Here is a 25132-nt window from a genome sequence, read left to right as displayed (position 1 = left end):
TGGTGGTGACCTGTGGAAATTATCCAAGTTGTAGGTTTGGCGCTCATCGCAACAGTGCTCATTCTGGTCATTAAGGAACAGAAACCGATGTTTGCCTTTCTGATTGCAGCCGCGACCGGCATTGTCATCTTCATGTTGTTGATTGGCAAAATCGGAGCAGTCATCGAAGTGTTGAAGCGGCTTGCCGAGAATTCAGGCATGGAAAGTATTTATCTGAAAACGGTGCTGAAAATTATTGGCATAGCGTACATCGCTGAATTTGGCGCACAGATTGTCAGGGATGCAGGTCAAGAAAGCATTGCGTCCAAGATCGAATTGGCTGGTAAGGTACTGATCCTTGTACTTGCTATACCGATCATCAGCATTATTATCGAAACCGTCATGAAGCTGATGCCGGTGTAGAAAGGGCGTGCGGACTTCATATGAAATCAATGCATCATAAGCCGCAGTGGCGCCTTACGGTTGTGCTGATGCTCTGTTTTCTGTTTGGTATCCTGGGACAGGTTACTGCAACCTCGCCTTCCGGTGAGTGGATGGAGCAGCAGGCCGATCAGCTTCCCAAGGATCAGGTGGAGAAATACTGGGATCAACTGATGCAACAATACGGTGGTTTCTTCCCGGATGGGAAGACCCCTTCCTTCATGGATATGTTAATCCCCGGCAATGAAGGGTTCAGCCTGAAATCGGTGTTTGTAGCGATAGGAACCTTCATGCTGCATGAAATTTTATATAATGGCAAACTTCTGGTCACGATTGTGATGTTAAGTGTACTCAGCATGATTCTGGAGACTCTTCAGACCGCATTTGAGAAAAATAATATTAGCAAAATCGCCTATTCCATCTGTTATATGGTCATCATCATCATTGCAATCAACAGCTTCAGTGTGGCGATTGGATACGCCAAGGATGCCATAACTGGCATGATCAACTTCATGATGGCCATGGTTCCCTTGTTATTCACACTGCTTGCGTCCATGGGTAATGTCATCACCGTCTCGGTGACACATCCACTCATCATTTTCATGATTCATCTGGTGAGTACATTGATTCACTTGCTGGTATTCCCGTTACTCTTCTTCTCAGCTGTTCTGCATCTCGTCAGTTCATTGTCTGACAAGTACAAGCTGACACAGCTGGCAGACCTCCTGCGCAATATTAGTGTGGCACTGCTGGGTATCCTGCTGACGATGTTTTTGGGTGTAATCTCGGTTCAGGGAGCATCGGGCTCCGTAGCGGATGGAGTTAGCCTGAAGGCCGCCAAATACATCGCAGGCAACTTTGTCCCTGTTGTGGGCAGAACATTTGCGGATGCAACGGATACGGTAATTACAGCTTCTTTACTTGTCAAAAATGCAATTGGACTCACCGGAGTGATCATCATTTTGTTTCTCTGTGCCTTTCCGGCACTCAAGATCCTGGCTCTTGCCTTGATATACAACGTAACTGGTGCCATTATGCAACCACTAGGAGACACCCCGATTGTAGGATGCCTCCAGGCCATCGGCAAGAGCATGATCTACGTATTTGCGGCGCTCGCAGCCGTCGGGCTGATGTTTTTCCTGGCCATTACCATCTTGCTGACCGCGGGCAATCTGACTGTCATGATGCGCTGAATGTATGTTGGCAAAAAAGGGGGTGGAAAGGATGGGGTGGCTGAGCAACTGGCTCCAGGAATTGATTATGATCGTTCTGCTGGCGACTTTTGTGGATATGTTGTTGCCCAATCGATCCATGGAACGTTATGTGAAGCTTGTGCTGAGCCTTCTCATCCTGCTGACCCTTTTATCACCCATAACCAAGCTGCTCAAAAGTGATCCGGTTGGCGAACTGAAACGGGCCATGTCTGCAATGGATGCTCCATCGAATGGGAATGCGACACTCGAACAGATATTAGCTCAGGGCAAACGGCTGCAAGCGGGTGAACAGGAACAATCCTTACAATGGACAGCCAAAGAACTGGCTAATGTCATGAAAGGCCAGATTGAAGAAACAACAGGAGCGAGGGTGCAGTCCGTAGAGGTACAGCTGACCATGAGTAAATATGAAACCGAGATGGAAGCTGCCTCATCAGTCGAACTGCCTGTGATCCAGCGTGTGTTGGTCGAGATGGCCGGAGAGGGTGCAGGAGGAGAAGTGAAGGCAGGGCAGCAAGAAGTCGCTGCTAACACACAACCCATATTTGGAACAGACACAGAAGTCGAGAAGGATAAATCACATCAAACACAACAGCCCATCCAGATCGGTCAGATTGAAGTGCCTGATGTACAGATTGATGTGAGTAGAGGACAACGTGATGGAAATGAAGCGTCTTCCGAGCCTGTTATACGTGATCAGGCAGATGAGACTACTCAGCAAGGTGAGAAATCCACAAGGTCCGAACATGCGGTGCAGATTATTACATTGTTGACTGAAAAGTGGGATGTTGATGCAAACAACGTTCAAGTGACAGAACCAAAAAGTGCTGGAGTGCTCTGAGAAGGAGGTTGTCCGATGAAACAATGGTTCAAAAAGATGGAAACCTGGATGGGTGGCGGAGAGGGTGGGGCAAGGCGAAGTCAAACCTTCCGCTGGCTGATTATCCTGGGTTTGATCGGGGTGGGAATCATGCTGTTCAATTCCTTCGTCAATGTCAAAAAAATTGATTCCGAAAATATCGGTCGGGAACCACCGGACCCGGCAACATCCATGGCATCCATACAGAGTGATCCGTCGGAACAGAATCCTTTTCAGGCGATCGAAATTGCGTTTGAAGACAAAATCAAAGGTGTGCTGGAAAACATTGTTGGTGTGGGAACGGTTGATGTGATGGTTACCGTGGATTCCACAGAAGAATTGGTCGTTCAGCGGAACGTGAAGGATTCTCAGCAACTTACCGAAGAAACCGATGCTAGCGGGGGCAAACGGCATATGACGCAATATACCCGTGATGGCGAGATTATTACTTACGAAATAGCAGGGGATCAGACACCTATAGTGACCAAAAAGCTCAAACCGCAGATCCGTGGGGTGCTTGTGGTTGCGAGGGGTGCAGAGAATAAGGTTGTGAAGGACCTGATAACCGATGCTGTGGAAAAAGGACTGAATGTGGCAGCCTACCGGATCTCGGTTGTACCGCGCAAACAAGACTAATCTGATGTGTTGAATCACAAGATTCAATTCTCATAAGATTGAAGCCAATTTGAGGAGGAAGTTCTAATGAATAACAAACGTCAAACGGTATGGCTCGTTTCCATGCTGAGTCTGATGGTCATTTTGTCCGCGTATTATCTGTTCACTGAGGATTCCGGTCCAGTCAACGCGCCGGTGGCTGACAGTCAGCAAGTGGATGGAATCAAGCAAGGGGAAGCAAAGGAGACGGCAGGCATTCTTGATCCTACAGAAGGTTTGGTTGTGAATGAAGTGGTGAATAGCGGCGAAGTTGAAAGTGATCCAAGTGCGGCTGGCGCTGTGGAAGAACCGGCGGCTACGGAAGGTAAAGAAGCTGGAAATACAGAGAAAACACCTGCTGTCGAACCAGGCGAGAATAAGGGTGAGGCAGGCAAAGAAACCAACAAAGAGACCGACAAAGGCGCAACAACTACACCGGAGACAGACGGTCAGGCAGGCGGCACTGCAACCAAGACAGATGAGGAAGTCCTCAAGGAAATGGAAGAGCAGAATACGACAGCATCTGCGAGCAGCCAGTTCCAGAACTACCAGTGGCAACGTGAGGAAAGCAACAATCGTAAGTATGAGGAACTGATGACCGTGGCAGGTGATCTGAGCAAAACACCAGAGGAGAATGCCAAAGCAACGGAGCAACTCCGTACACTGGAAGAAAAAGAAGCTAAAATCACTGGCATTGAGGAGACGCTCTCTCAACAGTTCGCTAATGCGATCGTTGAAGAAGATGCCGACAAGTATAAAGTTGTGGTTCTCAGTGACAAACTGGATGTAAAACAGGCGGTATCCATTGTGGATCTGGTTATGAAAGAATTGGCGGTTTCACAGAACAAAATCAGCGTGCAATACGTCACAGAACAGTAATCCAAATCATGGAAATGGAGTCCGGGGAGCTGGTTGTACTCTCGGGCTCTTTCCATTTTTAATGATTATGATATAATACATAAAGCCATATGACCGTCCTAGTGAGACTGGCATGATGCCGAAGGAGTGAATAATGGAAATGTTTAAATTGAGTGAAATCAAAGAACTGATTAAACTGGTAGATGAAAGTTCCGTTCAAGAGTTGGAAATTGAAAATGAAGGATCACGGTTATCGATCCGCAAACCGGGCAAAACGGAGTATGTTCAAGCAGCTGCTGTGCAACCGCAAATGATTGCTGCTCCGCAAGTACAGCCGGCAGCAGTGGTAAGTGAAGCTGCACCGCAGGTCGATACTACAAGTCATTTACATAAAATTGTATCTCCGATGGTAGGTACTTTTTACAGAGCTTCCTCGCCGGAAGCGGGTCCTTTTGTGAGCGCTGGTGATAAAGTTGTTGAGAAAACAACGGTATGTATCATCGAAGCTATGAAGCTGATGAACGAGCTTGATGCGGACATCAAGGGAGAAATCGTTGAAGTGCTGGTTGAGAACGGACAGCTGGTCGAGTATGGGCAGCCCCTTTTCCTGGTGAAACCGGAATAACCGTTATAGCTGGTAAACAGCTAACCGCATGAGCTTCGAAGGAGGACAAAACGAAATGAAATTTCAAAAAATACTGATTGCGAACCGTGGAGAGATTGCGGTACGTATTATTCGTGCCTGCCGTGAAATCGGTATCTCAACGGTAGCCGTCTATTCGGAAGCCGACAAGGATTCTCTGCATGTTCGTCTTGCAGATGAGGCTTATTGTATCGGACCGACACTGTCTAAGGACAGTTACCTCAACTTCACAAACCTGATGAGTGTAGCCACACTGACGGAATGTGATGCAATCCACCCTGGTTATGGTTTTTTGGCGGAGAATGCTGACTTTGCGGAAATTTGTGAGTCTTGCAACATTACATTCATCGGGCCTTCACCCGAAGCCATTACCAAAATGGGAGACAAGGCTGTTGCCAAACAGACGATGAAAGATGCAGGAGTACCTGTTATTCCTGGATCAGACGGCCTTGTTGAAAATATGGATGAAGCCATCATGATTGCTAGAGATATCGGATATCCTATTATTATCAAAGCTACTGCTGGTGGCGGAGGTAAGGGAATACGGATTGCCGAAGATGAAGAAACGCTGATTAAGCAGATTACTGCTGCTCAGCAGGAAGCACAAAAGGCATTTGGCAATGCAGGTGTATATCTGGAGAAATTCCTGACAGGTATGAAACACGTGGAAATTCAGATCATTGCTGATAAACACGGAAATGCAGCACATTTGGGAGAGCGTGATTGCTCGGTTCAGCGTCGTCGCCAGAAATTGGTAGAAGAAGCTCCGTGTCCGATTCTCTCCGAAGATGTGCGTACACTGATGGGTGAAGCTGCGGTACGGGCTGCCCTTGCTGTAGATTACTCGGGAGCGGGTACATTGGAGTTCCTGCTCAGCCCGAATGGCGAGTTCTATTTCATGGAGATGAATACGCGTATTCAGGTAGAGCACCCGGTAACTGAGATGGTTACTGGCGTGGATCTGATCCGTGAGATGATCTCGGTAGCTGAAGGCAACCCACTCTCATTCCGTCAGGAAGACGTGGTTATCAATGGCTGGTCCATTGAATGTCGTATTAATGCAGAAGATCCGGACCGTAACTTTATGCCATCACCAGGCAAAATCGGATTCTACCTTGCACCGGGAGGACCTGGCGTTCGTGTAGATAGTGCTGCTTATCCGGGTTATACCATTTCACCTTTCTATGACTCCATGATTGCAAAATTGATTGTGTGGGGAGCGAATCGTGAAGAGGCGATTGCCAAGATGAAACGTGCGCTTGGGGAATTTGCAATTGAAGGCATATCTACAACTATTCCTTTCCATCAGAAATTGCTGGAGCACCCAACGTTCATTCGTGGTGACTTTGATATCAAATTTCTTGAAGAAAACGAGATTTAAAAGGTATATTGGGCTTGTTTGTCATAATGTAGCCCAAATGATATAGTATGAATAATAAGAGCGCATGTCTCCTGCAAAGGATAAGCCCGCACCTCGCGGATGTTTGCAGGAGTTCCGGTAAAGCCGGACCGGAAGGGTTCTGAAGGTTGATTAACCTGAGTCCAGCGCCCTGACGGATGGCCGCAAACTTATCTCGCGAAAGGTGTGTTGAACAGTTATGAGTACACTACCGACTGAATTTGAACGAACGGATATCGGTGAAATCCAGATCGCACCTGAAGTTATTGAAGTGATTGCTGGATTGGCGACCCTTGAAGTGAAAGGTGTTGCAGGCATGAGTGGCGGATTCGCTGGCGGATTTGCTGAATTGCTTGGTCGCAAAAACCTTTCCAAAGGCGTTAAAGTTGAAGTGGGCCAACGTGAAGCTGCAGTTGATGTTTCCGTAATTATCGAGTACGGATACCGTCTGCCACAAGTAGCTACGGAGATTCAACAGAACGTGAAACGTTCCATCGAGAACATGACAGGATTGAATGTGAATGAAGTTAATGTGCACATTCATGACGTTCAGTTCAAGAACACCGAAAAAGTGGAAGAAATCGACCTGAACAGTCAGCGCGTAAAATAAAAGAAGACAGATTCCCCCGGCATCATCTGCCGGGGGTTATCCCGTCTTGGACAGGTCTTCATTATAGCGAAAGCTAGATGAGGATCTGATTTTTTGCTAGTGAACAGGTTAAGTCATGTTAGTGAGCAAGGGAGGCTGTGCAGTTCGTGGCTAAAATACTGGATCGGCTTCTGTTGTTTATATACAGCATAAGCGTTGGAGCAATATCGGCAGCCGTCATTCTTCTGATTAGCGGTGTGCTGCCTTACGAATTGAATTACCAGCAGGAACAAAACGTTATTGTTGCGTCGGTTATTGCAGCAGCGATTTTGTTTATCCTGAGTTTGCGATTTTTCTACATCTCGGTTCGGCGTGAGCGTGCATCGTTGCCGTCTGTAGATCAACGTACTGAGTTTGGTGATGTACAGATTTCGATGGAGACGATTGAGAATCTCTGTTTGAAGGCAACTTCCCGTTTCCGGGGAGTACGTGATGTCAAGGCACGCATACGTGTGGTTGAGTCAGGACTGGAGATTATGATCCGTGCAGTAGTGGATGGTGAGACACCTATTCCTGCGCTGACTTCTGATCTGCAAAAGGCGATACATGATCATGTACAAGAGATTACGGGCATTCCGGTTTCTTTTGTCACGGTGTATATCGCTAATGTAACCCAGTCGCCTAACTACAAGAGTCGAGTGGAATGAGGTGAGTTTCACTGATGCTGTGGAAAGAGATTTGGGATAGTCACAGAGGCCGAATTACCGGAATTATCGGCGGCATCTTTTTTGGATTTCTTTATGTATGGATCGGTTTTTGGGATATGTTGTTCTTTGCACTCTTGGTGTTCATCGGTTATACGTTAGGCAGACGAAGCGATTCGAAGCTGGGTTCGTCCATTCCCTGGAGGGAGTGGGGACAATGGCTGGGCGATCGCTGGCGTCCGTTTAAGTGACCTACCTGAACCCTGCAATATGTTTCTTCCGAAAATAGAGCTGTAGTTTAGGTTGCCCGTTTTTTGGAGGAAACGTATTGCAGGTTTTTTTGTGAAAAGGGATAACAATAACAATACCGTGTAAGCCATCGATCTAACCGATACTGGATAAGATGAGATGGTTGCATTGATTATAAAATAAGCATGATGACGCTCCAGACGGAGCGCTGCAGGAGGCAGGACATGAAAAGACGTTTGGCAAGGGAAATTGCAGTACAAAGTCTGTATCAGATGGAAATGAATGAGGTAGGTGCAGCAGAAGCTGTAAACATGTTGATCAATGAAGCTGCTGAAGATAATGAAACCGAAGTAGTTATTCGCGATGAAGATGTAATGCGTACTTATGTTACTGAGATTGTACAAGGAGCCTGGAACAATAAGGAAGCCATTGACGGTTTGCTTGTGGATTATTTGAAAGGTTGGCAGATCAGCCGTCTGTCACGTGTAGATCGCCAGATTCTACGACTGTCCACGTATGAAATGGTATTCCGTGATGACATCCCGGCAAAGGTATCGGTCAATGAAGCAATTGAACTGTCCAAATATTTTGGTACAGAAGAATCCGGTAAATTCGTCAATGGTGTACTTGGACGCATGATTCAGGAAGTTGACGCGATTAAAGCAAAATTATCTTAAGTTAAGATTAATTATAGTGTGTGTTCAAAAAGACCGGTTTTCAGTATCCTTCGTAATCAAAAGCGGGCTTTTTGAACAACCTCTAAATTTATATTCACATAAGGGAGAGAGAGTACAATGACAGCATCTATTATTAACGGTAAAGAAGTATCCCAAGAGATCCGCGCAAGCCTGACAACAGAAGTAAAACAGCTTAGCGAACAGGGGGTAGTACCTGGTCTGGCTGTTGTGCTCGTCGGGGAAGATCCGGCATCCCAAGTCTATGTGCGTAATAAAGAAAAAGCTTGTCACGACCTCGGTTTCTACTCCGAAGTGCATCGCTTGGATGCAGATACGTCCCAAGAAGATCTGCTTGCGCTGGTGGACAAGCTGAACAATCAACAATCCATTAACGGAATTTTGGTTCAACTTCCACTACCGAAGCATATCGAAGAGAAAGCGGTCATTGATGCGATTGCCGTGGATAAAGACGTAGACGGATTCCACCCAGTCAATGTTGGTAATCTCGTAATTGGAGACGATAGTCTGCTTCCATGTACCCCAGCGGGTGTAATTGAACTGATCAAACGTACTGGACTGGAAATGTCCGGTAAACATGCGGTAGTCATCGGAAGAAGCAACATCGTTGGCAAACCGGTATCGCTGTTGCTGCAACGTGAGAATGCAACGGTAACGATGTGTCATTCCCGCACAGCCAACATGAAAGAAATTACACGTCAGGCGGATATTTTGGTTGTTGCCATCGGTCGTGCTAATTTTGTGGATGCTGATTTTGTCAAACCGGGTGCTGTGGTTATCGATGTCGGCATGAACCGTTTGGAGAATGGCAAACTAGCAGGAGACGTTGATTTCGAGAGCGTAAAAGAAGTTTCTGGTCCAATTACACCCGTTCCAGGTGGTGTTGGTCCGATGACAATCACAATGCTGATGCAAAATACATTGATCGCTGCCAAACGCGCTCACGGATTGGCCTAGGGTTTTGTCTGTGGCAGATCAAAAGATCTACTCCATCAAAGACCTGAACCGATACATCCGGATGAAACTGGAATCGGACCAGGTCCTGTCGGACGTCTGGCTGCGCGGGGAGATTTCGAACTTCACACATCACTCCAGCGGCCATATGTATTTTACATTGAAGGACAAGGACAGCCGGATCAAGTCAATTATGTTTGCGTCCCATAACCAGCGATTACCCTTTGTACCGAAGGAGGGCGCAAGGGTTATTGCCCGTGGTAATGTCTCGGTGTATGAACGGGATGGGCAGTATCAATTCTACGCTACCCATATGCAGCCGGACGGAATTGGAAGTCTGTATCTGGCTTACGAACAGCTGAAGAAAAAGCTTGAGGATGAAGGGTTATTTTCACCTTCGCGAAAAAGACAGATCCCTCGTTATCCACAGACCATCGGGGTTGTAACTTCACCGACGGGAGCGGCGGTGCGAGACATTATGATCACACTCCAGCGCAGATACCCTTCTGCCAAAGTCGTTTTGTATCCTGTTTTGGTTCAAGGCAAAGGTGCAGCACCTTCCATCGTCAAAGCGATTGGCAACCTGAACCGGATGGGAGAAGCTGATGTACTTATCGTTGGACGCGGAGGCGGTTCACTGGAGGAGTTGTGGGCCTTTAATGAGGAGATTGTGGCAAGAGCAATAGTCGCTTCGGATATACCTGTTATCTCTGCAGTTGGGCACGAAACGGACTTCACCATTGCCGATTTTGCGGCTGATTTACGTGCGGCAACGCCAACGGCTGCTGCGGAGCTAGCTGTACCTAATCGAGCTGAGTTGCTTGATCAGATCGGACAACGTCAGCGCCAGTTACAGCACAGCTTACGTCAACGTGCTGTACATAATCGTGAACGGCTCGCAAGATTGCAGCGTTCGCCAGTTCTGGTGCATCCAAGACGTACTTTGATGCAGCATACGGAACGACTGGATATGATGCACCAACGGCTTTTGAGAACAGTGGATACGCGTATGAAATGGACAGGAGAGAAGCAGGAGCGTCTGCGGGCAGCACTGCAACGATTCAATCCTCGTGAGCAGGTCAATGCAGCACGCCGTGAGAATGCGGCAGCACGCAGACAACTGGAACTTGCGATCAGGTCTATAACCAGATCGAAGCAGCAACAGTGGAAATCATCTGTGCGGCATCTGGATGCGCTTAGCCCGCTCAAAGTCATGTCACGGGGATACGGCCTTGTCTATGACGAGCAAGAACAGCGATTGATCAAGTCGACAAAGGATGTACAGCCTGGAGATTCAATTAAGATTAAATTAACAGACGGACAGTTGGACTGTCAGGTTTGGGGAATGAAGGAGGACGACAATACCCATGGCGAATGAACCGGAATTGAATTTTGAAGAGGCAATGGCGGCATTGGAAGACATCGTAGGTCAGCTGGAACATGGTGATGTTCCGTTGGAACAGGCCATCGATCTGTTTCAACGCGGGATGAAACTTTCGCAACTTTGCGGTCTGAAGCTGGAACAAGTGGAACGCAAGATCGAGATGATCGTAGAAGAAGATGGAGAGCTTCGCAAGAAGCCTTTCGGAACTGCTGACGATGAGAGCGGTGAAGTCCATGAGTAATCGTCCTTCGTTTCAAGCATATCTCGAAGAGGTCACAGCTGAGGTGACAGAAGCGTTGAAACACACGCTTCCCGATCACTGGGATGTACCCCAATCGCTGACAGATGCGATGCAGTACTCACTCATGGCCGGAGGCAAACGCCTTCGTCCTCTTCTGGTCGTTGCTGCGGCGGAAGCCTTCGGTGCACAGCGTACAGCTGCAATGCCGGTAGCCTGCGCCGTGGAGATGGTTCATACCTATTCACTGATCCACGACGACCTGCCTGCTATGGATAATGATGATTACCGCAGGGGAAAATTAACGAATCATAAGGTATATGGTGAGGCAACAGCCATTTTGGCAGGCGATGCACTGTTAACCCATGCTTTTTATAGCATTGTTCAAGCTGGACGCCGTAGTGGTGTGGCGGCAGATGCGTTGCTGTCCATCGTAGAGGACATGTCCGAACTTGCTGGAGCAAGAGGTATGGTCGGCGGCCAAGTTGCGGATATGGAAGGCGAGCAAGGCATGACTGATCTTTCACAGCTCCAATATATTCATTTGCACAAAACAGGTGACCTGATTGTTTTCTCACTCATTGCTGGAGCACGAATTGGTGGAGCAACGGAAGGACAATTGGAAGCACTGCGTGTGTTCGGTCGTGATCTGGGGCTGGCGTTCCAGATTCAGGATGATATTCTCGATCTGACGGGCGACGAGCAGAAGATGGGCAAGAAAACACAGAGCGATGTGAATCAGCAGAAGGTAACATATCCTTATTTTATTGGCATGGAGGCTTCTGTAGATGAAGTGAGATCCCTTACCCAATCTGCAAAAGATGCACTCGAAAGAGCGGAGTTACCTGATGCATCCAGATTGCTGGAAATTGCAGATTATCTGATGAGTCGAGACCATTAGATTCTGATAAAACGCGCTGTTTCAAAACCTGTATAACCGTGTAATGAATGTAATGTTCTTTTTCCGAGTGGATGGAAAAAGTCTGTCCCGAGTGGATGCGTGAATACATATGGAGAAGAATTTTAAATAACTTGCTGGCGAGAATGCTCGTTATCGGGAGTATAGTGCAGTAAATTATGATTCTTGTTCTTTTATGTTATAATGATTTAATGTCATTTGATTCATAATGTATATATCGATTTACAACAATAACTAAACAATCTAGGAAAGCGGGGAGATTCTCGTGCTGCTTCCACAAATTAAACAACCCAGTGATCTAAAGTCGATGTCTCAGGATGATCTTGCCCTTTTGTCGGCAGAGATCCGGCAGTTTCTGATTGAGAAACTGTCTGTTACAGGTGGGCATCTCGCACCCAACTTAGGCGTGGTTGAGCTCACGGTAGCCCTGCATTACTGCTATAACAGTCCAGCAGACAAAATGATTTTTGATGTAGGGCATCAGGCTTATGTGCATAAAGTCCTGACAGGGCGTATGGATCGCTTTGATACATTGCGTCAACATAACGGCCTGTGCGGCTTTGTCAAACGCAACGAAAGTGAACATGATGTATGGGAAGCTGGACACAGCAGTACTTCATTGTCCGCTGCGATGGGGATGGCCCTTGCACGTGATCTGAAGGGTGAGGACAACCAAGTTATCGCGATGATTGGTGATGGAGCGCTTACAGGTGGTATGGCTTTTGAGGCCCTTAATCATATCGGTCATGAGCAGAGAAAACTGATGGTTATTCTGAATGATAATGAAATGTCCATTGCTCCAAACGTTGGGGCCATGCATAAATATTTGAGCAAGATTCGTTCGGATCGTCATTATCTGAAAGCAAAAGATGATGTCGAGGGAATGCTTAAAAAAATTCCAGCTATTGGGGATCGTTTGGCCAAATCGGCAAGCTGGATCAAAGATAGTGTCAAATATATGATGGTACCAGGTGTTCTTTTCGAAGAACTGGGCTTCACATATTTGGGACCGATTGATGGGCACGATATTCCCAAATTGATCGAAACCTTCAAACAGGCAGATAACGTTGATGGCCCTGTGCTCGTTCACGTGCTCACGACCAAAGGCAAAGGTTATCAGCCAGCAGAAGCCGATTCGCACAAGTGGCACGGGATTTCTCCGTACAAAATTGAATCTGGTCAAGTGCTGAAGGCAGTCGGAAAACCGATGTACACGGAAGTGTTTGGTCAAACGTTAATTGATCTTGCGAAGCAGGATAAGCGGGTCGTAGCTGTAACGCCAGCAATGCCTACAGGATCTGGTCTCATTCCTTTTAGTAAGGAATTTCCTGACCGCATGATTGACGTAGGAATCGCAGAACAGCATGCGGCAACCATGTGTGCTGCACTGGCTATGGAAGGCTTGAAGCCGGTCTTTGCCGTGTATTCTACGTTTATGCAACGTGCATATGATCAGATTGTACATGATATTTGCCGTCATAACGCCAACGTGATGTTTGCTATTGACCGTGCCGGGTTTGTTGGTCCGGATGGGGAAACACATCAAGGGGTATACGATGTGGCATTTATGCGCCATATTCCAAATATCGTTCTGATGATGCCAAAAGACGAAAATGAATTGCGCCACATGATGAAAACGGCGCTTGATTATAATGAAGGTCCAATTGCTTACCGTTATCCACGGAACAATGTAGTCGGTGTACCTTTGGATGATGTACTTGTTCCGATTCCAATCGGATCATGGGAGCAACTGCGTCCATCCGAGGGATATGCTGTCATCGCTTCAGGGTCAATGGTGCAGCTTGCAGAAGAAGCAGCAGAGATGGTGAAGCGGGAAGGGATCACAGCAGGCGTAATCAACGCTCGCTTCTTGAAACCTCTTGACGAGCAAATGTTGCGTGATTTAGCTGTTCGAGGCACCAAATTGATTGTACTTGAAGAAACATCCCAAGCAGGCAGCATGGGTAGTGCAGTTCTGGAGTTTTATGCAGAACAGGGACTACATGATGTTCATGTACAATTGATGGGGATTCCGGATCGCTTCATCGAGCATGGCAGTATTAAGGAACAACGTGAGGAAGTGGGTCTTACCGTTGAAAATGTATGTGCTGAACTGCGCAAGATGGCTGTTCAATCATCTTACGGCATACCCAAAACACGTTTTCCTTCGTAAATTTACATGATAGGAGACAGACATGTCACTCCCGAAAGAACGAATTGATGTTCTGCTGGTTGAGCAGGGCTATTATGAAAGTCGTGAGAAGGCAAAAGCTGCAATCATGGCTGGACTGGTATATGCCAATAATGAGCCGATCGAAAAGGCGGGCATGAAAATTCCAAGGGAAGCCGAGCTGAAAGTTAAAGGCTCGGTACATCCCTATGTCGGCAGAGGCGGATTGAAGCTCGAAAAAGCGATCCGTCATTTCGGCCTTGATATGAATGGACTTGTCATGCTCGACATCGGTTCATCCACCGGCGGTTTTACGGATTGTGCACTACAGCATGGTGCGTCTCACGTCTACGCTATTGATGTGGGCTATAATCAGCTGGACTGGTCTTTGCGTAATGATGAGAGGGTTACTGTTATGGAACGAACTAATTTCCGCTATGTGACTCCTGAAGATCTGGCGGGACCCGTGCCGAACTTTGCGAGCATTGATGTGTCGTTCATTTCACTGCGAATCATATTGCCGCCACTTCTGGCTCTTTTGAAACAACCTGCAGATATCGTTGCATTGATTAAACCTCAATTTGAGGCAGGGCGTGAAAAAGTAGGCAAGTCCGGTGTGGTACGTGATACGAAGGTACACAAGGATGTATTGCAGACAATGCTTCATTTTGCCAGTCAACTTGGTTTACATCTGCAGAGTTTAACTTTTTCACCGATAACCGGTGGAGAAGGTAATATAGAATTTCTCGCACATTGGCGTCTGGAAGCACCAGAGGCAACACAACCAGAGATCGATCCAGCTTCACTTGACGCACTTGCGGAGCAAGTTGCAAAGGAAGCAGCTCATACATTTACGGGAAACTCATCATAAGATGGGTTTCTTTTCGCTGGAAAGGTGATTGATGTAAAGGGAAATCGTTACTGAACCTCGAATATGTCTTCGAGGTGAGCGATAATGGATGGTCAATATGACACAATCGTTATAGTTGTACTTGCTGTCTGTTTAATCTTGTGGCTGTTCTTTGGCTTGCGTAATTGGGTGAACCGACCGATGCCGGTAAGCTTGTCTGGAATGCAACTGAACGTGAAGATTCAGGATTCCCCGGCCTTGGATTTGCTTGAAGCACAGGGCTATGAAGTTATCGGTGGCAAAATGAAAGTCCCTCTGGCTTTTGAGGCCAATGAATCCGTTTATTACAGCAGATTATTCATTGATTATGTTGCAGAACGTGAGGATCTCAGATACCTCGTGAAAACGTCTCGTCGCAGACAGCCAATTGAAATGACCGGCCCTGCGCTAAGGGATCGCTTCCTCAATTATCTGTTGTTATATCCTGGCTGTGAAGGATTGCTGTATGTTGACGTGGAGGATTCCGATATTAAGTTAATCAGGCTCATGGACTATCAGGAAGATGTGTATGATGGGGATGATCTGGACTAATATAAAAGAATGAACATTGCAGGGCAAAGTCTGCGGCGAATTACAATTGCTGCTTTATTGCAATACATCTAACTGGAGGCATGTATGAAAGGACAAAGGCACATCAAGATTCGTGAAATCATTAGTCAAAATGAAATTGAGACCCAGGATGATCTGGTTGAAGCACTACGCAAATCAGGTTTTCAGGTGACTCAGGCGACGGTATCCCGGGATATCAAGGAACTTCTGTTAATCAAGATTCCGATGGATGATGGAAGATACAAGTACTCTTTACCGACAGATCAACGATATAATCCGATTCAAAAGTTGAAGCGTGCACTCGTTGACAACTTCTTGCACATTGATCACACAAACAATCTGGTTGTGATGAAATGTTTGCCGGGAACAGCCAACTCCATTGCAGCTTTGCTTGATAATATTGAGTGGAATGAAGTCATGGGCACGATCTGTGGAGATGACACCATTCTGATTATCTGCCGGACTGAAGGTAACAGTGTGACCGTTATTGAGCGGATCATGGGTTACATTGCTTAAAGTGCGTGTTCAAAAAGATTGGTTTTCAGTACCGAGAAGATGGGATGAAGCTAGAAATGGAGTAGCGGAGCGTAGGGAAAACTACGTGAGCAACTGCAATGTTTCCGAAGGAAACATACTTCGTAAGCATCCCACTTATTTCGGCTAAATTCCATATTCGATGCTGATGATGCCACCAGGCATCCTTCGTAATCAAAAGCGACTTTTTGAACAACCTCTTGAATCAATGGTTCAAAAACATAATATCTGAGTTAGTCATCCGGAGGTGTTTTTGCAGATGTTAGTTACGTTATCGATTCGTAATCTGGCTGTGGTGGAAGAAGTGGATGTTGTATTCCACCCGGGATTCCATGTACTTTCAGGGGAAACGGGTGCAGGTAAGTCGATTATTATAGATGCACTTGGCTTAATTGCCGGTGGACGCAGTTCAGCTGATCTGATCCGGTACGGATGTGAGAAGGCAGAGATGGAAGCCTTGTTCGAGCTGGAGCAGAGTCATCCGGTATGGCAGACATTAGAGAAATTGGGTATCCATTGTGAGCCTGAAGAGCATTTGGTTATACGACGTGAGTTGAATACTCAAGGGAAGAGTACGTCCCGTATTAATGGGCAATTGGTCAATCTGACCATGCTGCGGGAAGTAGGCGAGAAGCTAATCAATATTCATGGACAACATGAACATCAGAGTTTGCTACGCGCTGAGAGCCATCTGGGGCTTCTCGATACTTATGGCTCGGAAGTCATCGGACCGATCAAAGCGAAGTACCAGGAGCGCTACAGCAAGTTTATCACGGCGGAAAAAGAACTGCGTGCCCTTCAGGAGTCCAGTCAGCGGGCATATCAACTCTTGGACATGTATCGCTTTCAGCTTGAGGAGATCGCAGCAGCAAGCCTTACACAAGGCGAGGATGAATTACTCGGGGAAGAACGGGTCAAACTATCCCATAGTGAGAAAATGATGGACAGTGTTGCTGGTGCATATGATCTGCTCAGTGGTCAACGCGGACTTGAAGCTGTGAGCATTGCTCTTTCAAGAATTGAAGACATTTCTGGATATGATAGCAAAGGACTGCAACCAATCGTAGAACAGCTGCAATCTGCATTTTATCAATTGGAAGATGCGACATTTCAGTTAAGGGATTACCGGGAGAAGATTGAATTTAATCCGGCAAGGCTGGAAGAAGTGGAGCAAAGGCTGAATCTGATTTCTGGCCTCAGACGGAAATACGGGGACAGTGTTGAACTTATTCTGAGTTATTATGATCAGATTAGCCATGAAACCGACCAACTGGAGAACAAGGACGAACGGCTGGAGAAATTGCGAGCTGAACGTGACAAAATGCTTAACCTTGTGATGGAGTCTGCTGAAGAGCTCAGCAAGGTTCGCAAACAATGCGCCGAGGAACTTGCTGCACAGGTGGAAAGCGAACTCAAGGATCTGCAAATGGAGCGGACTACACTCCGTGTTCAAATTACTCCTTTCGAAGATCCAAAGGGGATTGAATGGAATGGACGTCGTATTCGTCTGAATCGTCATGGTGCGGACAATGCGGAATTCCTAATCTCACCAAACCCGGGCGAGCCATTACGACCACTTGGCAAAATTGCTTCAGGTGGTGAGTTGTCGAGAATGATGCTGGCGATGAAGAGTATCTTTGCGCGACATGACCGGATACCTGTGTTGATTTTTGATGAAGTTGATACCGGAGTTAGCGGTAGAGCAGCTCAATCCATTGCGGAAAAACTGTTCCGTTTGTCTTCGACTTGTCAGGTTTTCTCAATAACTCACTTACCACAAGTGGCTTGTATGGCAGATCATCAGTATCTCATTGAGAAACATGTCTACGATGGACGGACAATGACGCAGGTGGAATCGCTGTCAGACGAAGGCAGAGTGAAGGAATTGGCACGTATGCTGGGCGGCGTGGAAATTACAGAAAAAACGCTGCATCACGCACAGGAAATGCTGAATTTGGCGGAAGCCAAAAAAGGGTGAAACGGACGGCTGGCGTAATGATTGACAGTAATAAAAGCCTGGGGGCGAGGTTATCTTATAGGTACGCAATTGGCGACCACCTTTCGTCAAGCGAAAGAAGCAAAGGGAGTGTGACAGCCATTGAATTCCCCCCTCAGGAAGAAATTGCTAGGTCTTTTATTTGCCTTCTTTCTTTGTGTGATTAGCCAGGCCATTCAGCCTGTGCAAAGTTATGCTTCACTGCCGGATGAATTGCAGGTGTTTGCTGGCAGGCAAGCGGATGTCCGGCTCGCTGTACCTGCTGCTTCAAGCGCCGTTGTAGATCGTCCTGATATCGTTGGTTTGGATGATCAGGAAGCGATGCATGTTACCAGGCAGCAACCTTTGCATCTTCACCCTCAACAGACGGGACATGCCAAATTAACGTTGAAGTTGTGGGGTAAAATTCCGGTCAAAACAGTCCATGTGAATGTGATACCGGATTTGCGTGTTGTACCCGGGGGACAAACGATTGGCGTCAAGGTTAAATCGGCAGGCATTCTGGTGGTTGGACATCATCTGGTCCGTTCCGGTCAGGATGAGCGTGTATCGCCCGGAGAAACAGCGGGCATTAAGCTCGGAGATCTGATTACGCATATGGATGGTAAACGTCTGGATGGCGTAGCAGGTGTCTCTGAAGCCGTTGAACTTGCAGGGAAAAGTAAAAAAGGTATTGATGTTGTGTTAAAACGGGGCAAGGAAACGGTGAAGACACGATTAACTCCGGCGTATGACTCCGAGGATCAAGCGTGGAGGCTTGGATTGTACATTCGTGATTCTGCAGCTGGTGTTGGCACACTTACCTTCTATGCTCCAGATCAGGGCGTATACGGCGCACTGGGCCATGTCATTACAGATATGAACACACAAACATCTATTGTTGTGGGTAGTGGTCAGATCGTTCAGTCTAATGTGACGTCCATTTCTAAAAGTGAGACCGGTGATCCGGGTGAAAAACGTGCTCATTTCCTCAAGGAAAGCAAAATTTTGGGCAATATTGAACGTAATACGGCTTTTGGCATCTTTGGTAAAATGTCCGGAAATCCTGAGCACAGTCTGTATTCGAAAGGTATTCCCGTCGCTTTTTCTCATGAAGTCAAAGAAGGACCGGCCGAAATACTTACCGTGGTTGACGGTCAACAAGTTGAACGCTTCTCCATTGACATTGTTCATGTGGCAGATCAAACCGAGCCAGCAACAAAAGGTCTGGTACTTCGAATTACGGACCCGAAACTGCTGGATAAGACCGGAGGTATCGTTCAAGGGATGAGTGGCAGCCCCATCGTGCAAAACGGTAAGTTGATCGGTGCAGTTACTCATGTATTCGTGAATGATCCAAAATCGGGTTACGGTTGCTTCATTGAATGGATGTTACAAGATGCTGGCGTTATGATGAAAAAGGAAAACGATAAGAACCTCAAGGCTGGTTAAACAGCCCTGAGGTTCTTTTTTGTCGAAAGCAAACATAATATATCGGATAATGAAATAAATTATTTATTATATAGGATCAAGAAAAAAAAATAAAGAAAAATAATTTTCGACAGGAGGAATTTAACTTGCTGTGTCGAAAATTTAACCTGTAAGGAAATGTACGAAACGATGTTTAATTTAAAGGAGGATACCGTTTTGCAAAAAATTGAGGTATTGCTGGCCGATGATAATCGTGAATTTACGAATTTGCTTGCCGAATATATATCTGAGCAGGAAGATATGGAAGTAACCGGTATTGCATACAATGGAGAAGAAGTACTGCAATTGCTGGAGCAAACTCGGGATGTGCCGGATGTATTGATTCTGGATATTATCATGCCGCATCTGGACGGTCTGGGTGTGCTTGAGCGCTTGCGCAACCTGAACCTGTCTCCACAGCCTAAAGTCATTATGCTTACGGCATTCGGACAAGAGAATATCACACAGCGTGCCGTGCAACTCGGAGCTTCTTATTATATTCTCAAGCCGTTTGACATGGAAGTGCTTGCGAATCGTGTGCGTCAACTGGTGGGAACACAGACCGCGATGTCCACGAGCAACGGATCATCCATGTTCATGAAATCCAATGTTGTGCCAATGGGCAAACACAAAAATCTCGATGCAAGCATTACGTCCATCATACATGAAATCGGTGTTCCTGCGCATATTAAAGGATATCAGTATTTGCGGGAAGCCATTACGATGGTGTATAACAATATCGAAATTTTGGGAGCCATCACCAAAACGCTGTATCCGGCGATTGCCGAAAAATTCAAAACCACGCCGTCCCGCGTCGAACGTGCCATCCGTCATGCCATTGAAGTGGCATGGACTCGCGGTAACATCGACAGCATCAGCCACTTGTTTGGTTATACAATCAACATCAGCAAGTCGAAACCAACAAATAGCGAGTTCATCGCGATGGTCGCTGACAAGCTGAGAATTGAGCATAAGGTAAGCTGAAAGGGTCAGGAGTAGTGAGCTGGCAAGTATAGTTTGGATTCAGATTAGATTCTAGTCAAATGGATTTTTGGCGGTTTATATCTGAATTCGTTCATTTCATGCCGATAAACTTCTGTGAATTATGCCAACGAATACCGTCATTTATTGGATTAAAGATATCCAGTAAATGACGGTATTTTTGCATAACGAAATAACACAGAACATGATGATGAAATTTAGTTTTGCATGATTGTTTCTGAATTTTGAGATCAAGTATTAAAGTAAGCTCCCTATAGCAAAATTCAGATAAAGGAAATATTTCATAAACTTTTACTTTCAGTTAACGCTTTTTCAAGTAGAAAGTGGTACGATGTGACCATTGACAAAGACCTACATATATATTTGAAAAGTTCGGATTAGATGCTACGAACAGAGGAGTAGAATAGTATGTTTACGCAAATAGGCGAGATTGCTGAACCAATTCCTGTAGTACAATCTGATACAAAATGTGATATCGTCTATCATCTTTTCAAGTCCAATCCTAGTCTGGAAGGTATAGCTGTTATGGGGGAGAAGGGTGTGTCATTAATGATGCGGCCCCGATTCTTTCAGCAGATTGGTACCCAGTATGGCTATAATCTGTACATGGGACGTCCTGTAGAACTGGTAATGAACACGCAGGCACTAGTTGTGGATTATTCGGAACAGATTACAGATGTCAGTGTTCTAGCCATGGACCGAGATGAAGGGGAAATATATGATCTTGTGTTGGTCACGTCAGGAGAAAGTTTCTTTGGCGCTGTGAGTATTCGGCGTTTGCTACTCGCTGTTGCTGATGTACGGGCTGAAATGGCGATTTTTATGAACCCGCTGACTGGTCTTCCTGGTAATCATATTATAGATGAAAGGCTGTCTCAGGCTCTTCAGATGGACCAATTTAGCGTACTGTACGTTGATCTCGATCAATTCAAATCCTACAATGATAGCTACGGCTTCAAAATGGGGGATCAGCTTATTCAGGCGACAGCTAACTTGCTTCGCAAGCTATTTGTTCCCCCTGAAGCCTTTCTTGGACATATCGGTGGTGATGATTTTATTACAATCCTGAATCACCATGATTACAAATATATTAGTGAGGAAGTCATCTCAGGTTTTGAGGATATGAAAAGGACGTTTTACAACGAACATGATTGGCATCATCAATATGTTCTGGGGGAAGGACGTTCCGGGCTAAATCGGCCCATTCCTCTTGTGTCGGTATCCATCGCCGTTGTAACCAATAGCAAGCGAAAATATGAAAAAATAGATCAGATAATTGATGAGGCCACACGCATTAAAAAAGGTTGTAAAGCGATTGCTGGAAGTATCATCTGTGCAAATGATACTGCCACTACTCCGTGCTAGAAATAAAATTTCGAGAACGTAGAGGACAGAGAGGACCTGAAGATGTTTGTCTAAAAGCTTTCTGTAAGAAAGCTTCTTCGGAAGCTGAGGATTCGCCTCTATACCCATAACGTTAAAATACAGAAAAACCGCTACTTATCAGGAGTTAGTCACCTGTAATAGCGGTTCTATCATTGGATGCGGGTCAAAGGTTGTGTAGCAAACGAGCCACTTTAATCTTTAAGCTCATTATGTATACATAAAATTATGTTTGATCAATGCGTATCAGATTCGAATATCAACGGATGGATATGAAGCAGCAGGAGATGTAGAAGCCGTAGTTTGCGGACCATTTCCTGATTCCTGATCTGTGGTTCCGCCATCTGATGCGTGCTCCTTACTTCCCGTTTTCTTTCCTTCATTTACTTCCTGCTCTTCTTCTCCAGATGTTGCAGAGATAGGTGGTTGTACTCCTTTTTTAGGTGCGGGCTGATGGATCTCTTCCACCAGTTCCCCAATCTTCTGATTAACCTTGTTTAACTGGGAGTGGATGTCCTGGACGGTATCTCGCTTTGCCTGAAAGACGGTGCGTTCTGAATTTTCCAACATCATTGATTTGCCTAGATCGAGATCATTTGCGGGAGGATTGATCTCCAGAACAAGTCGGTCGAAGCGGGTTTCTCCTTCGGTGGTCTGAATGGAGCCCTGCATGCGATCCCGCAAACCGACCAGCTTACCCAATTGATCATAAGTCTGACTATGCTTAATTAGATGATCCAGTGAAGGGGCTTGTGCCTCGTCGGTTGGTTTGGGTTGTTGCTGTTGAGTCTTTTCGGGCTGTCTTAATTTGTTCTTTTCTTGCAATTCTTCAGCTTTAATTTGGGCAATCTGGCTGTCGATCTGGGAAATGGAGCTTGTTAGGGATTTGATTCGCTGAGCTTTGGTTTTGGTATCCAACTCGTCATTGGTTTTTACACCTTGCATTTCTTCATTGAGCCGGATCTTCTGCTGCATGAGTCCCTGAATTTCTTTATCCCGATTGGAGACTTGATTCCCGGGAGTGAAACTGCTTTTGGTTGCAGATGAGATTGAATTCATATCCTCTGTTCTCCTTCTCCGCTTTATCATGGTTCTATTTACATATATCGGATGTTAAGAGAAGGATTTGAATAGCTCTTTTTTCTTCTGAATGGATTCATTGAGATCGGTTGTATTGCGTACTTCATCATAATAATTGATAATGGTTATCAATAAGTGAGTGGAAGTTCAGACACAATCTATGTAGACGGAGATGGATTAGCAAAATGTGGAATGATTATTATATCCTCTGGAACTATGCTGCGGTGAGTATAACAGATATCCGTTTCATGGAATTAGAGGCATATGAAGAGATGAAATACAAATTTCCGACAAGTACCTTTGTACTCACCATTCAGGGTGATGCTGGAGTGACGATTGACAATCAAACATATGAAGTGAGTCGCTTTTATATTATTCATGGGGGAAAAGGGAGTAAGTTGGTGATTCAAGCAGGCGAATCCGGATTGCGCCTATATTACTTGATGTACAAAGCAAACCTGCCTAGTGGAGGGAGAAACGATCTGGGAAGGTTAATGGAGCGTATCAATCCGTTCCAAATGAACTATGGCTTTACTCCCGGTATGCCAACCATTCTATATGAGCAATTGAAACAGATGCACTTTTTGTGGGATCAAAAGAACCCTATTCAGCACTTTCAGGCCAAGAGTTTGTTCTATGCATTTGTGGAGCAGATCTCATCACAGATTCCTCGTATATCCAATCGTTATCCAAGTATGTTGGATCAGGTCAGCAAAGTCATTGAAATTGTAGAGTCTTCGTACAACCAGCCACTTACACTTCATGTTTTGGCAGAAATGATTGGCACCAGCCCAAGAAGTTTGTCACGCAAGTTCAAGCAGTCGACTGGAACCAGTCCCATCGATTATCTGATTCAGTTTCGTTTGTTCAAAGCCAAAGAGATGTTGCTGCAAACGGATGCCACGTTGGATGAGATCGCTGTAGGAATCGGTTATCCGGATGGATATTATTTGGGGCGTATGTTCAAGAAATATACAGGTCTTTCTCCTCTGCAATTTAAAGAAAAGACCTCAGCACCTCTAAATTGGCCTGATCTGACATTAGGTGTGGCGCGAAATGACATTTTCAGAGGTGGAAGTGGAAGGTATGTTTATACTGATGGTGATAATCATTATCAATATAAGCATGGAGGGTCAATAAATATGAACAGACAGACAAGAACGGGAATGTTGCTTAGTATTCTACTAAGTCTTACGTTACTGCTAAGTTCCTGCTCAACAGGTGTTGCCAGTAATTCGAGCGGGGATGCATCCGGAAGCAATAGTACGTCAAGTTCCACAAAGACAGTAACGGCGGAGAATCAAAGCAAGTCATCGGAACCCCGCACAGTCTCAACGATTAAGGGAGATATTACAATTCCGGCTGAACCTAAACGGATTGTGGTTGACTTGTATCTGGGAAGTCTAATCGCCCTTGGGATCAAGCCTGTGGGTACACCCGAGATGAACCTGAAAAATCCTTATTTTATCAAATCACTTGAGGGTGTGCAGAATATTGGTGAATATGAAACCATCTCTCTCGAAAAGGTGTTGGAGCTTGAACCGGATCTCATTGTGACAGGTAATCCTGATTTATTTGATTCCTTTAGCAAAATTGCACCTACCTTGGTGGTACCTTATGGCGAACTGAAAAACACCCACGAAGAAATTGCCTATTTCGGTGAAGTGCTAAATAAAGAAAAAGAATCTGAGGCATGGTTAACCGATTATGACGCAAGAATTGCAGATGCCAAGAAACGTGTTGGTGAGGCAATTGATCCGCAGGCCGAGGTGTCGGTCATGCAGTTCTATGATAAAGCACCGTTGGCCTTTGGTGATAATTTTGGTCGGGGAGGTCAGGCAGTCTACAGCGCGCTTGGTTTGAATCCTCCTGCAGATAAAAAAGAGATTCTAATGAAGGATCAACTGGTTGAAGTTTCATCGGAAGCGATTCCTGAGTTCGCCGGAGACTACATCATTCTAACAGCAGATAATCTGACCCTGGAAGAGTTGAAATCGAAACCGGTCTGGAGTTCACTGGATGCGGTTAAAAATGATCGTGTGTTTATCTGGAGCCCGGATCGTTCATGGTACTTTGACCCAATTGCAACATTGGATCAAACAGAGGAATTGGCCGCGTGGTTTACGAAGATCGCTGAAAAAAATAAGCGTAACAAGTGATGGATGAAATGAAATCCAATTCCACTCTAAATTTCAGTTGATAATGAAAATTATTATCATCTATAATAAAGGTACATTAGTGAACCTCTGCTACGCATATGTTATCGGATGTGTGGCAGAA

At 45.8% G+C, this 25132-nt stretch carries 25 protein-coding genes; 24 read left to right on the top strand and 1 reads right to left on the bottom strand.

Translation table 11 applies throughout. The features are described 5' to 3' along the window. Positions 1 to 12 precede the first annotated feature (12 nt). The 23 genes from spoIIIAD (at position 13) to MHI12_RS19535 (ending at position 21754) form a co-directional block, all read left to right on the top strand. Entirely contained in the window at positions 13 to 402 is a 390-nt protein-coding gene (gene spoIIIAD / locus MHI12_RS19645; RefSeq protein ID WP_017687586.1) for a stage III sporulation protein AD, read from the top strand. Positions 403 to 470: 68 nt separating this feature from the next. Then, the gene (gene spoIIIAE / locus MHI12_RS19640) at positions 471 to 1613 is read left to right on the top strand and encodes a stage III sporulation protein AE (RefSeq protein ID WP_397376270.1); all 1143 of its coding nucleotides are present in this window, start codon (positions 471 to 473) and stop codon (positions 1611 to 1613) included. A 31-nt stretch (positions 1614 to 1644) separates the two neighbouring features. After that, positions 1645 to 2475, top strand: coding sequence for a stage III sporulation protein AF (gene spoIIIAF, locus MHI12_RS19635; RefSeq protein ID WP_405170092.1), 831 nt, complete (start codon positions 1645 to 1647; stop codon positions 2473 to 2475). Positions 2476 to 2490: 15 nt separating this feature from the next. Next, complete coding sequence (gene spoIIIAG, locus MHI12_RS19630) at positions 2491 to 3129, top strand: stage III sporulation protein AG (RefSeq protein ID WP_036614381.1); 639 nt, start codon at positions 2491 to 2493, stop codon at positions 3127 to 3129. Between the two features lie 66 nt (positions 3130 to 3195). Then, positions 3196 to 4026: a SpoIIIAH-like family protein gene (locus MHI12_RS19625; RefSeq protein WP_074095695.1), complete on the top strand. Its 831-nt coding sequence runs from the start codon at positions 3196 to 3198 to the stop codon at positions 4024 to 4026. 139 nt (positions 4027 to 4165) lie between these two features. Beyond that, positions 4166 to 4630, top strand: a complete 465-nt coding sequence (accB, locus tag MHI12_RS19620; RefSeq protein WP_036614903.1) for an acetyl-CoA carboxylase biotin carboxyl carrier protein — start codon at positions 4166 to 4168, stop codon at positions 4628 to 4630. A gap of 55 nt (positions 4631 to 4685) precedes the next feature. Beyond that, on the top strand, positions 4686 to 6029 hold the full coding sequence (accC, locus tag MHI12_RS19615) for an acetyl-CoA carboxylase biotin carboxylase subunit (protein ID WP_036614375.1): 1344 nt from the start codon (positions 4686 to 4688) through the stop codon (positions 6027 to 6029). 217 nt (positions 6030 to 6246) lie between these two features. Further along, entirely contained in the window at positions 6247 to 6657 is a 411-nt protein-coding gene (locus tag MHI12_RS19610; protein WP_405170091.1) for an Asp23/Gls24 family envelope stress response protein, read from the top strand. Between the two features lie 146 nt (positions 6658 to 6803). Further along, positions 6804 to 7343, top strand: a complete 540-nt coding sequence (gene amaP, locus MHI12_RS19605; protein WP_017687594.1) for an alkaline shock response membrane anchor protein AmaP — start codon at positions 6804 to 6806, stop codon at positions 7341 to 7343. A 14-nt stretch (positions 7344 to 7357) separates the two neighbouring features. Further along, a complete protein-coding gene (locus MHI12_RS19600; protein ID WP_017687595.1) occupies positions 7358 to 7591 on the top strand; it encodes a DUF2273 domain-containing protein in 234 nt (77 codons plus the stop codon). A gap of 222 nt (positions 7592 to 7813) precedes the next feature. Further along, positions 7814 to 8266 (top strand): transcription antitermination factor NusB, encoded by a 453-nt coding sequence (nusB, locus tag MHI12_RS19595; protein ID WP_036675000.1) that lies wholly within the window; start codon positions 7814 to 7816, stop codon positions 8264 to 8266. Positions 8267 to 8383: 117 nt separating this feature from the next. Continuing rightward, positions 8384 to 9241 carry a bifunctional methylenetetrahydrofolate dehydrogenase/methenyltetrahydrofolate cyclohydrolase FolD gene (gene folD / locus MHI12_RS19590; RefSeq protein ID WP_211083531.1) on the top strand — a complete coding sequence of 286 codons (858 nt, stop codon included), beginning with the start codon at positions 8384 to 8386 and terminating at the stop codon, positions 9239 to 9241. A gap of 10 nt (positions 9242 to 9251) precedes the next feature. Further along, positions 9252 to 10616, top strand: coding sequence for an exodeoxyribonuclease VII large subunit (gene xseA, locus MHI12_RS19585; RefSeq protein ID WP_405170090.1), 1365 nt, complete (start codon positions 9252 to 9254; stop codon positions 10614 to 10616). Beyond that, positions 10606 to 10863, top strand: a complete 258-nt coding sequence (xseB, locus tag MHI12_RS19580) for an exodeoxyribonuclease VII small subunit (RefSeq protein ID WP_017687599.1) — start codon at positions 10606 to 10608, stop codon at positions 10861 to 10863. The genes xseA and xseB overlap by 11 nt, the downstream gene beginning before the upstream one ends. Beyond that, positions 10856 to 11761, top strand: a complete 906-nt coding sequence (locus MHI12_RS19575; protein WP_405170089.1) for a polyprenyl synthetase family protein — start codon at positions 10856 to 10858, stop codon at positions 11759 to 11761. The genes xseB and MHI12_RS19575 overlap by 8 nt, the downstream gene beginning before the upstream one ends. A 283-nt stretch (positions 11762 to 12044) precedes the next feature. Then, entirely contained in the window at positions 12045 to 13952 is a 1908-nt protein-coding gene (gene dxs, locus MHI12_RS19570) for a 1-deoxy-D-xylulose-5-phosphate synthase (protein WP_036614362.1), read from the top strand. A 22-nt stretch (positions 13953 to 13974) separates the two neighbouring features. Continuing rightward, positions 13975 to 14820: a TlyA family RNA methyltransferase gene (locus MHI12_RS19565; protein WP_307410507.1), complete on the top strand. Its 846-nt coding sequence runs from the start codon at positions 13975 to 13977 to the stop codon at positions 14818 to 14820. A gap of 84 nt (positions 14821 to 14904) precedes the next feature. Further along, the gene (locus tag MHI12_RS19560) at positions 14905 to 15390 is read left to right on the top strand and encodes a hypothetical protein (protein WP_211083526.1); all 486 of its coding nucleotides are present in this window, start codon (positions 14905 to 14907) and stop codon (positions 15388 to 15390) included. A gap of 84 nt (positions 15391 to 15474) precedes the next feature. Next, positions 15475 to 15924: a transcriptional regulator AhrC/ArgR gene (gene ahrC / locus MHI12_RS19555; protein WP_017687604.1), complete on the top strand. Its 450-nt coding sequence runs from the start codon at positions 15475 to 15477 to the stop codon at positions 15922 to 15924. Between the two features lie 277 nt (positions 15925 to 16201). Further along, positions 16202 to 17920, top strand: coding sequence for a DNA repair protein RecN (recN, locus tag MHI12_RS19550; protein ID WP_405170088.1), 1719 nt, complete (start codon positions 16202 to 16204; stop codon positions 17918 to 17920). A gap of 120 nt (positions 17921 to 18040) precedes the next feature. Continuing rightward, positions 18041 to 19369, top strand: a complete 1329-nt coding sequence (spoIVB, locus tag MHI12_RS19545) for a SpoIVB peptidase (RefSeq protein WP_405170087.1) — start codon at positions 18041 to 18043, stop codon at positions 19367 to 19369. 195 nt (positions 19370 to 19564) lie between these two features. Next, a complete protein-coding gene (spo0A, locus tag MHI12_RS19540) occupies positions 19565 to 20371 on the top strand; it encodes a sporulation transcription factor Spo0A (protein ID WP_091018123.1) in 807 nt (268 codons plus the stop codon). 426 nt (positions 20372 to 20797) lie between these two features. Beyond that, on the top strand, positions 20798 to 21754 hold the full coding sequence (locus MHI12_RS19535) for a GGDEF domain-containing protein (protein ID WP_405170086.1): 957 nt from the start codon (positions 20798 to 20800) through the stop codon (positions 21752 to 21754). Positions 21755 to 22018: 264 nt separating this feature from the next. On the opposite strand, the gene MHI12_RS19530 is transcribed toward MHI12_RS19535, so the two are convergent. Beyond that, positions 22019 to 22831, bottom strand: a complete 813-nt coding sequence (locus MHI12_RS19530) for a hypothetical protein (protein WP_405170085.1) — start codon at positions 22829 to 22831, stop codon at positions 22019 to 22021. 206 nt (positions 22832 to 23037) lie between these two features. On the opposite strand from MHI12_RS19530, the gene MHI12_RS19525 reads away from it, so the two are divergent. Further along, on the top strand, positions 23038 to 25011 hold the full coding sequence (locus MHI12_RS19525; protein ID WP_405170084.1) for an ABC transporter substrate-binding protein: 1974 nt from the start codon (positions 23038 to 23040) through the stop codon (positions 25009 to 25011). Positions 25012 to 25132: the final 121 nt, after the last annotated feature.

The sequence above is a fragment of the Paenibacillus sp. FSL H8-0280 genome, from assembly GCF_045040665.1.
Taxonomy (GTDB): domain Bacteria; phylum Bacillota; class Bacilli; order Paenibacillales; family Paenibacillaceae; genus Paenibacillus; species Paenibacillus xylanexedens_A.
The sequence above is the reverse complement of the archived record's forward strand: the minus strand, read 5'-3'. Positions and strand labels throughout refer to the sequence as shown.

Bases quoted from the DNA above. Each gene is read 5' to 3' on its own strand.
- spoIIIAE (WP_397376270.1), top strand. From the start codon at position 471: ATGCTCTGTTTTCTGTTTGGTATCCTGGGACAGGTTACTGCAACCTCG.
- xseB (WP_017687599.1), top strand. From the start codon at position 10,606: ATGGCGAATGAACCGGAATTGAATTTTGAAGAGGCAATGGCGGCATTG.
- accC (WP_036614375.1), top strand. From the start codon at position 4,686: ATGAAATTTCAAAAAATACTGATTGCGAACCGTGGAGAGATTGCGGTA.
- nusB (WP_036675000.1), top strand. From the start codon at position 7,814: ATGAAAAGACGTTTGGCAAGGGAAATTGCAGTACAAAGTCTGTATCAG.
- MHI12_RS19610 (WP_405170091.1), top strand. From the start codon at position 6,247: ATGAGTACACTACCGACTGAATTTGAACGAACGGATATCGGTGAAATC.
- MHI12_RS19560 (WP_211083526.1), top strand. From the start codon at position 14,905: ATGGATGGTCAATATGACACAATCGTTATAGTTGTACTTGCTGTCTGT.
- MHI12_RS19575 (WP_405170089.1), top strand. From the start codon at position 10,856: ATGAGTAATCGTCCTTCGTTTCAAGCATATCTCGAAGAGGTCACAGCT.
- ahrC (WP_017687604.1), top strand. From the start codon at position 15,475: ATGAAAGGACAAAGGCACATCAAGATTCGTGAAATCATTAGTCAAAAT.
- MHI12_RS19625 (WP_074095695.1), top strand. From the start codon at position 3,196: ATGAATAACAAACGTCAAACGGTATGGCTCGTTTCCATGCTGAGTCTG.
- MHI12_RS19525 (WP_405170084.1), top strand. From the start codon at position 23,038: ATGTGGAATGATTATTATATCCTCTGGAACTATGCTGCGGTGAGTATA.
- MHI12_RS19530 (WP_405170085.1), bottom strand. From the start codon at position 22,831: ATGAATTCAATCTCATCTGCAACCAAAAGCAGTTTCACTCCCGGGAAT.
- spoIIIAG (WP_036614381.1), top strand. From the start codon at position 2,491: ATGAAACAATGGTTCAAAAAGATGGAAACCTGGATGGGTGGCGGAGAG.
- MHI12_RS19565 (WP_307410507.1), top strand. From the start codon at position 13,975: ATGTCACTCCCGAAAGAACGAATTGATGTTCTGCTGGTTGAGCAGGGC.
- accB (WP_036614903.1), top strand. From the start codon at position 4,166: ATGTTTAAATTGAGTGAAATCAAAGAACTGATTAAACTGGTAGATGAA.
- folD (WP_211083531.1), top strand. From the start codon at position 8,384: ATGACAGCATCTATTATTAACGGTAAAGAAGTATCCCAAGAGATCCGC.
- recN (WP_405170088.1), top strand. From the start codon at position 16,202: ATGTTAGTTACGTTATCGATTCGTAATCTGGCTGTGGTGGAAGAAGTG.
- spoIIIAF (WP_405170092.1), top strand. From the start codon at position 1,645: ATGGGGTGGCTGAGCAACTGGCTCCAGGAATTGATTATGATCGTTCTG.
- MHI12_RS19600 (WP_017687595.1), top strand. From the start codon at position 7,358: ATGCTGTGGAAAGAGATTTGGGATAGTCACAGAGGCCGAATTACCGGA.
- MHI12_RS19535 (WP_405170086.1), top strand. From the start codon at position 20,798: ATGTTTACGCAAATAGGCGAGATTGCTGAACCAATTCCTGTAGTACAA.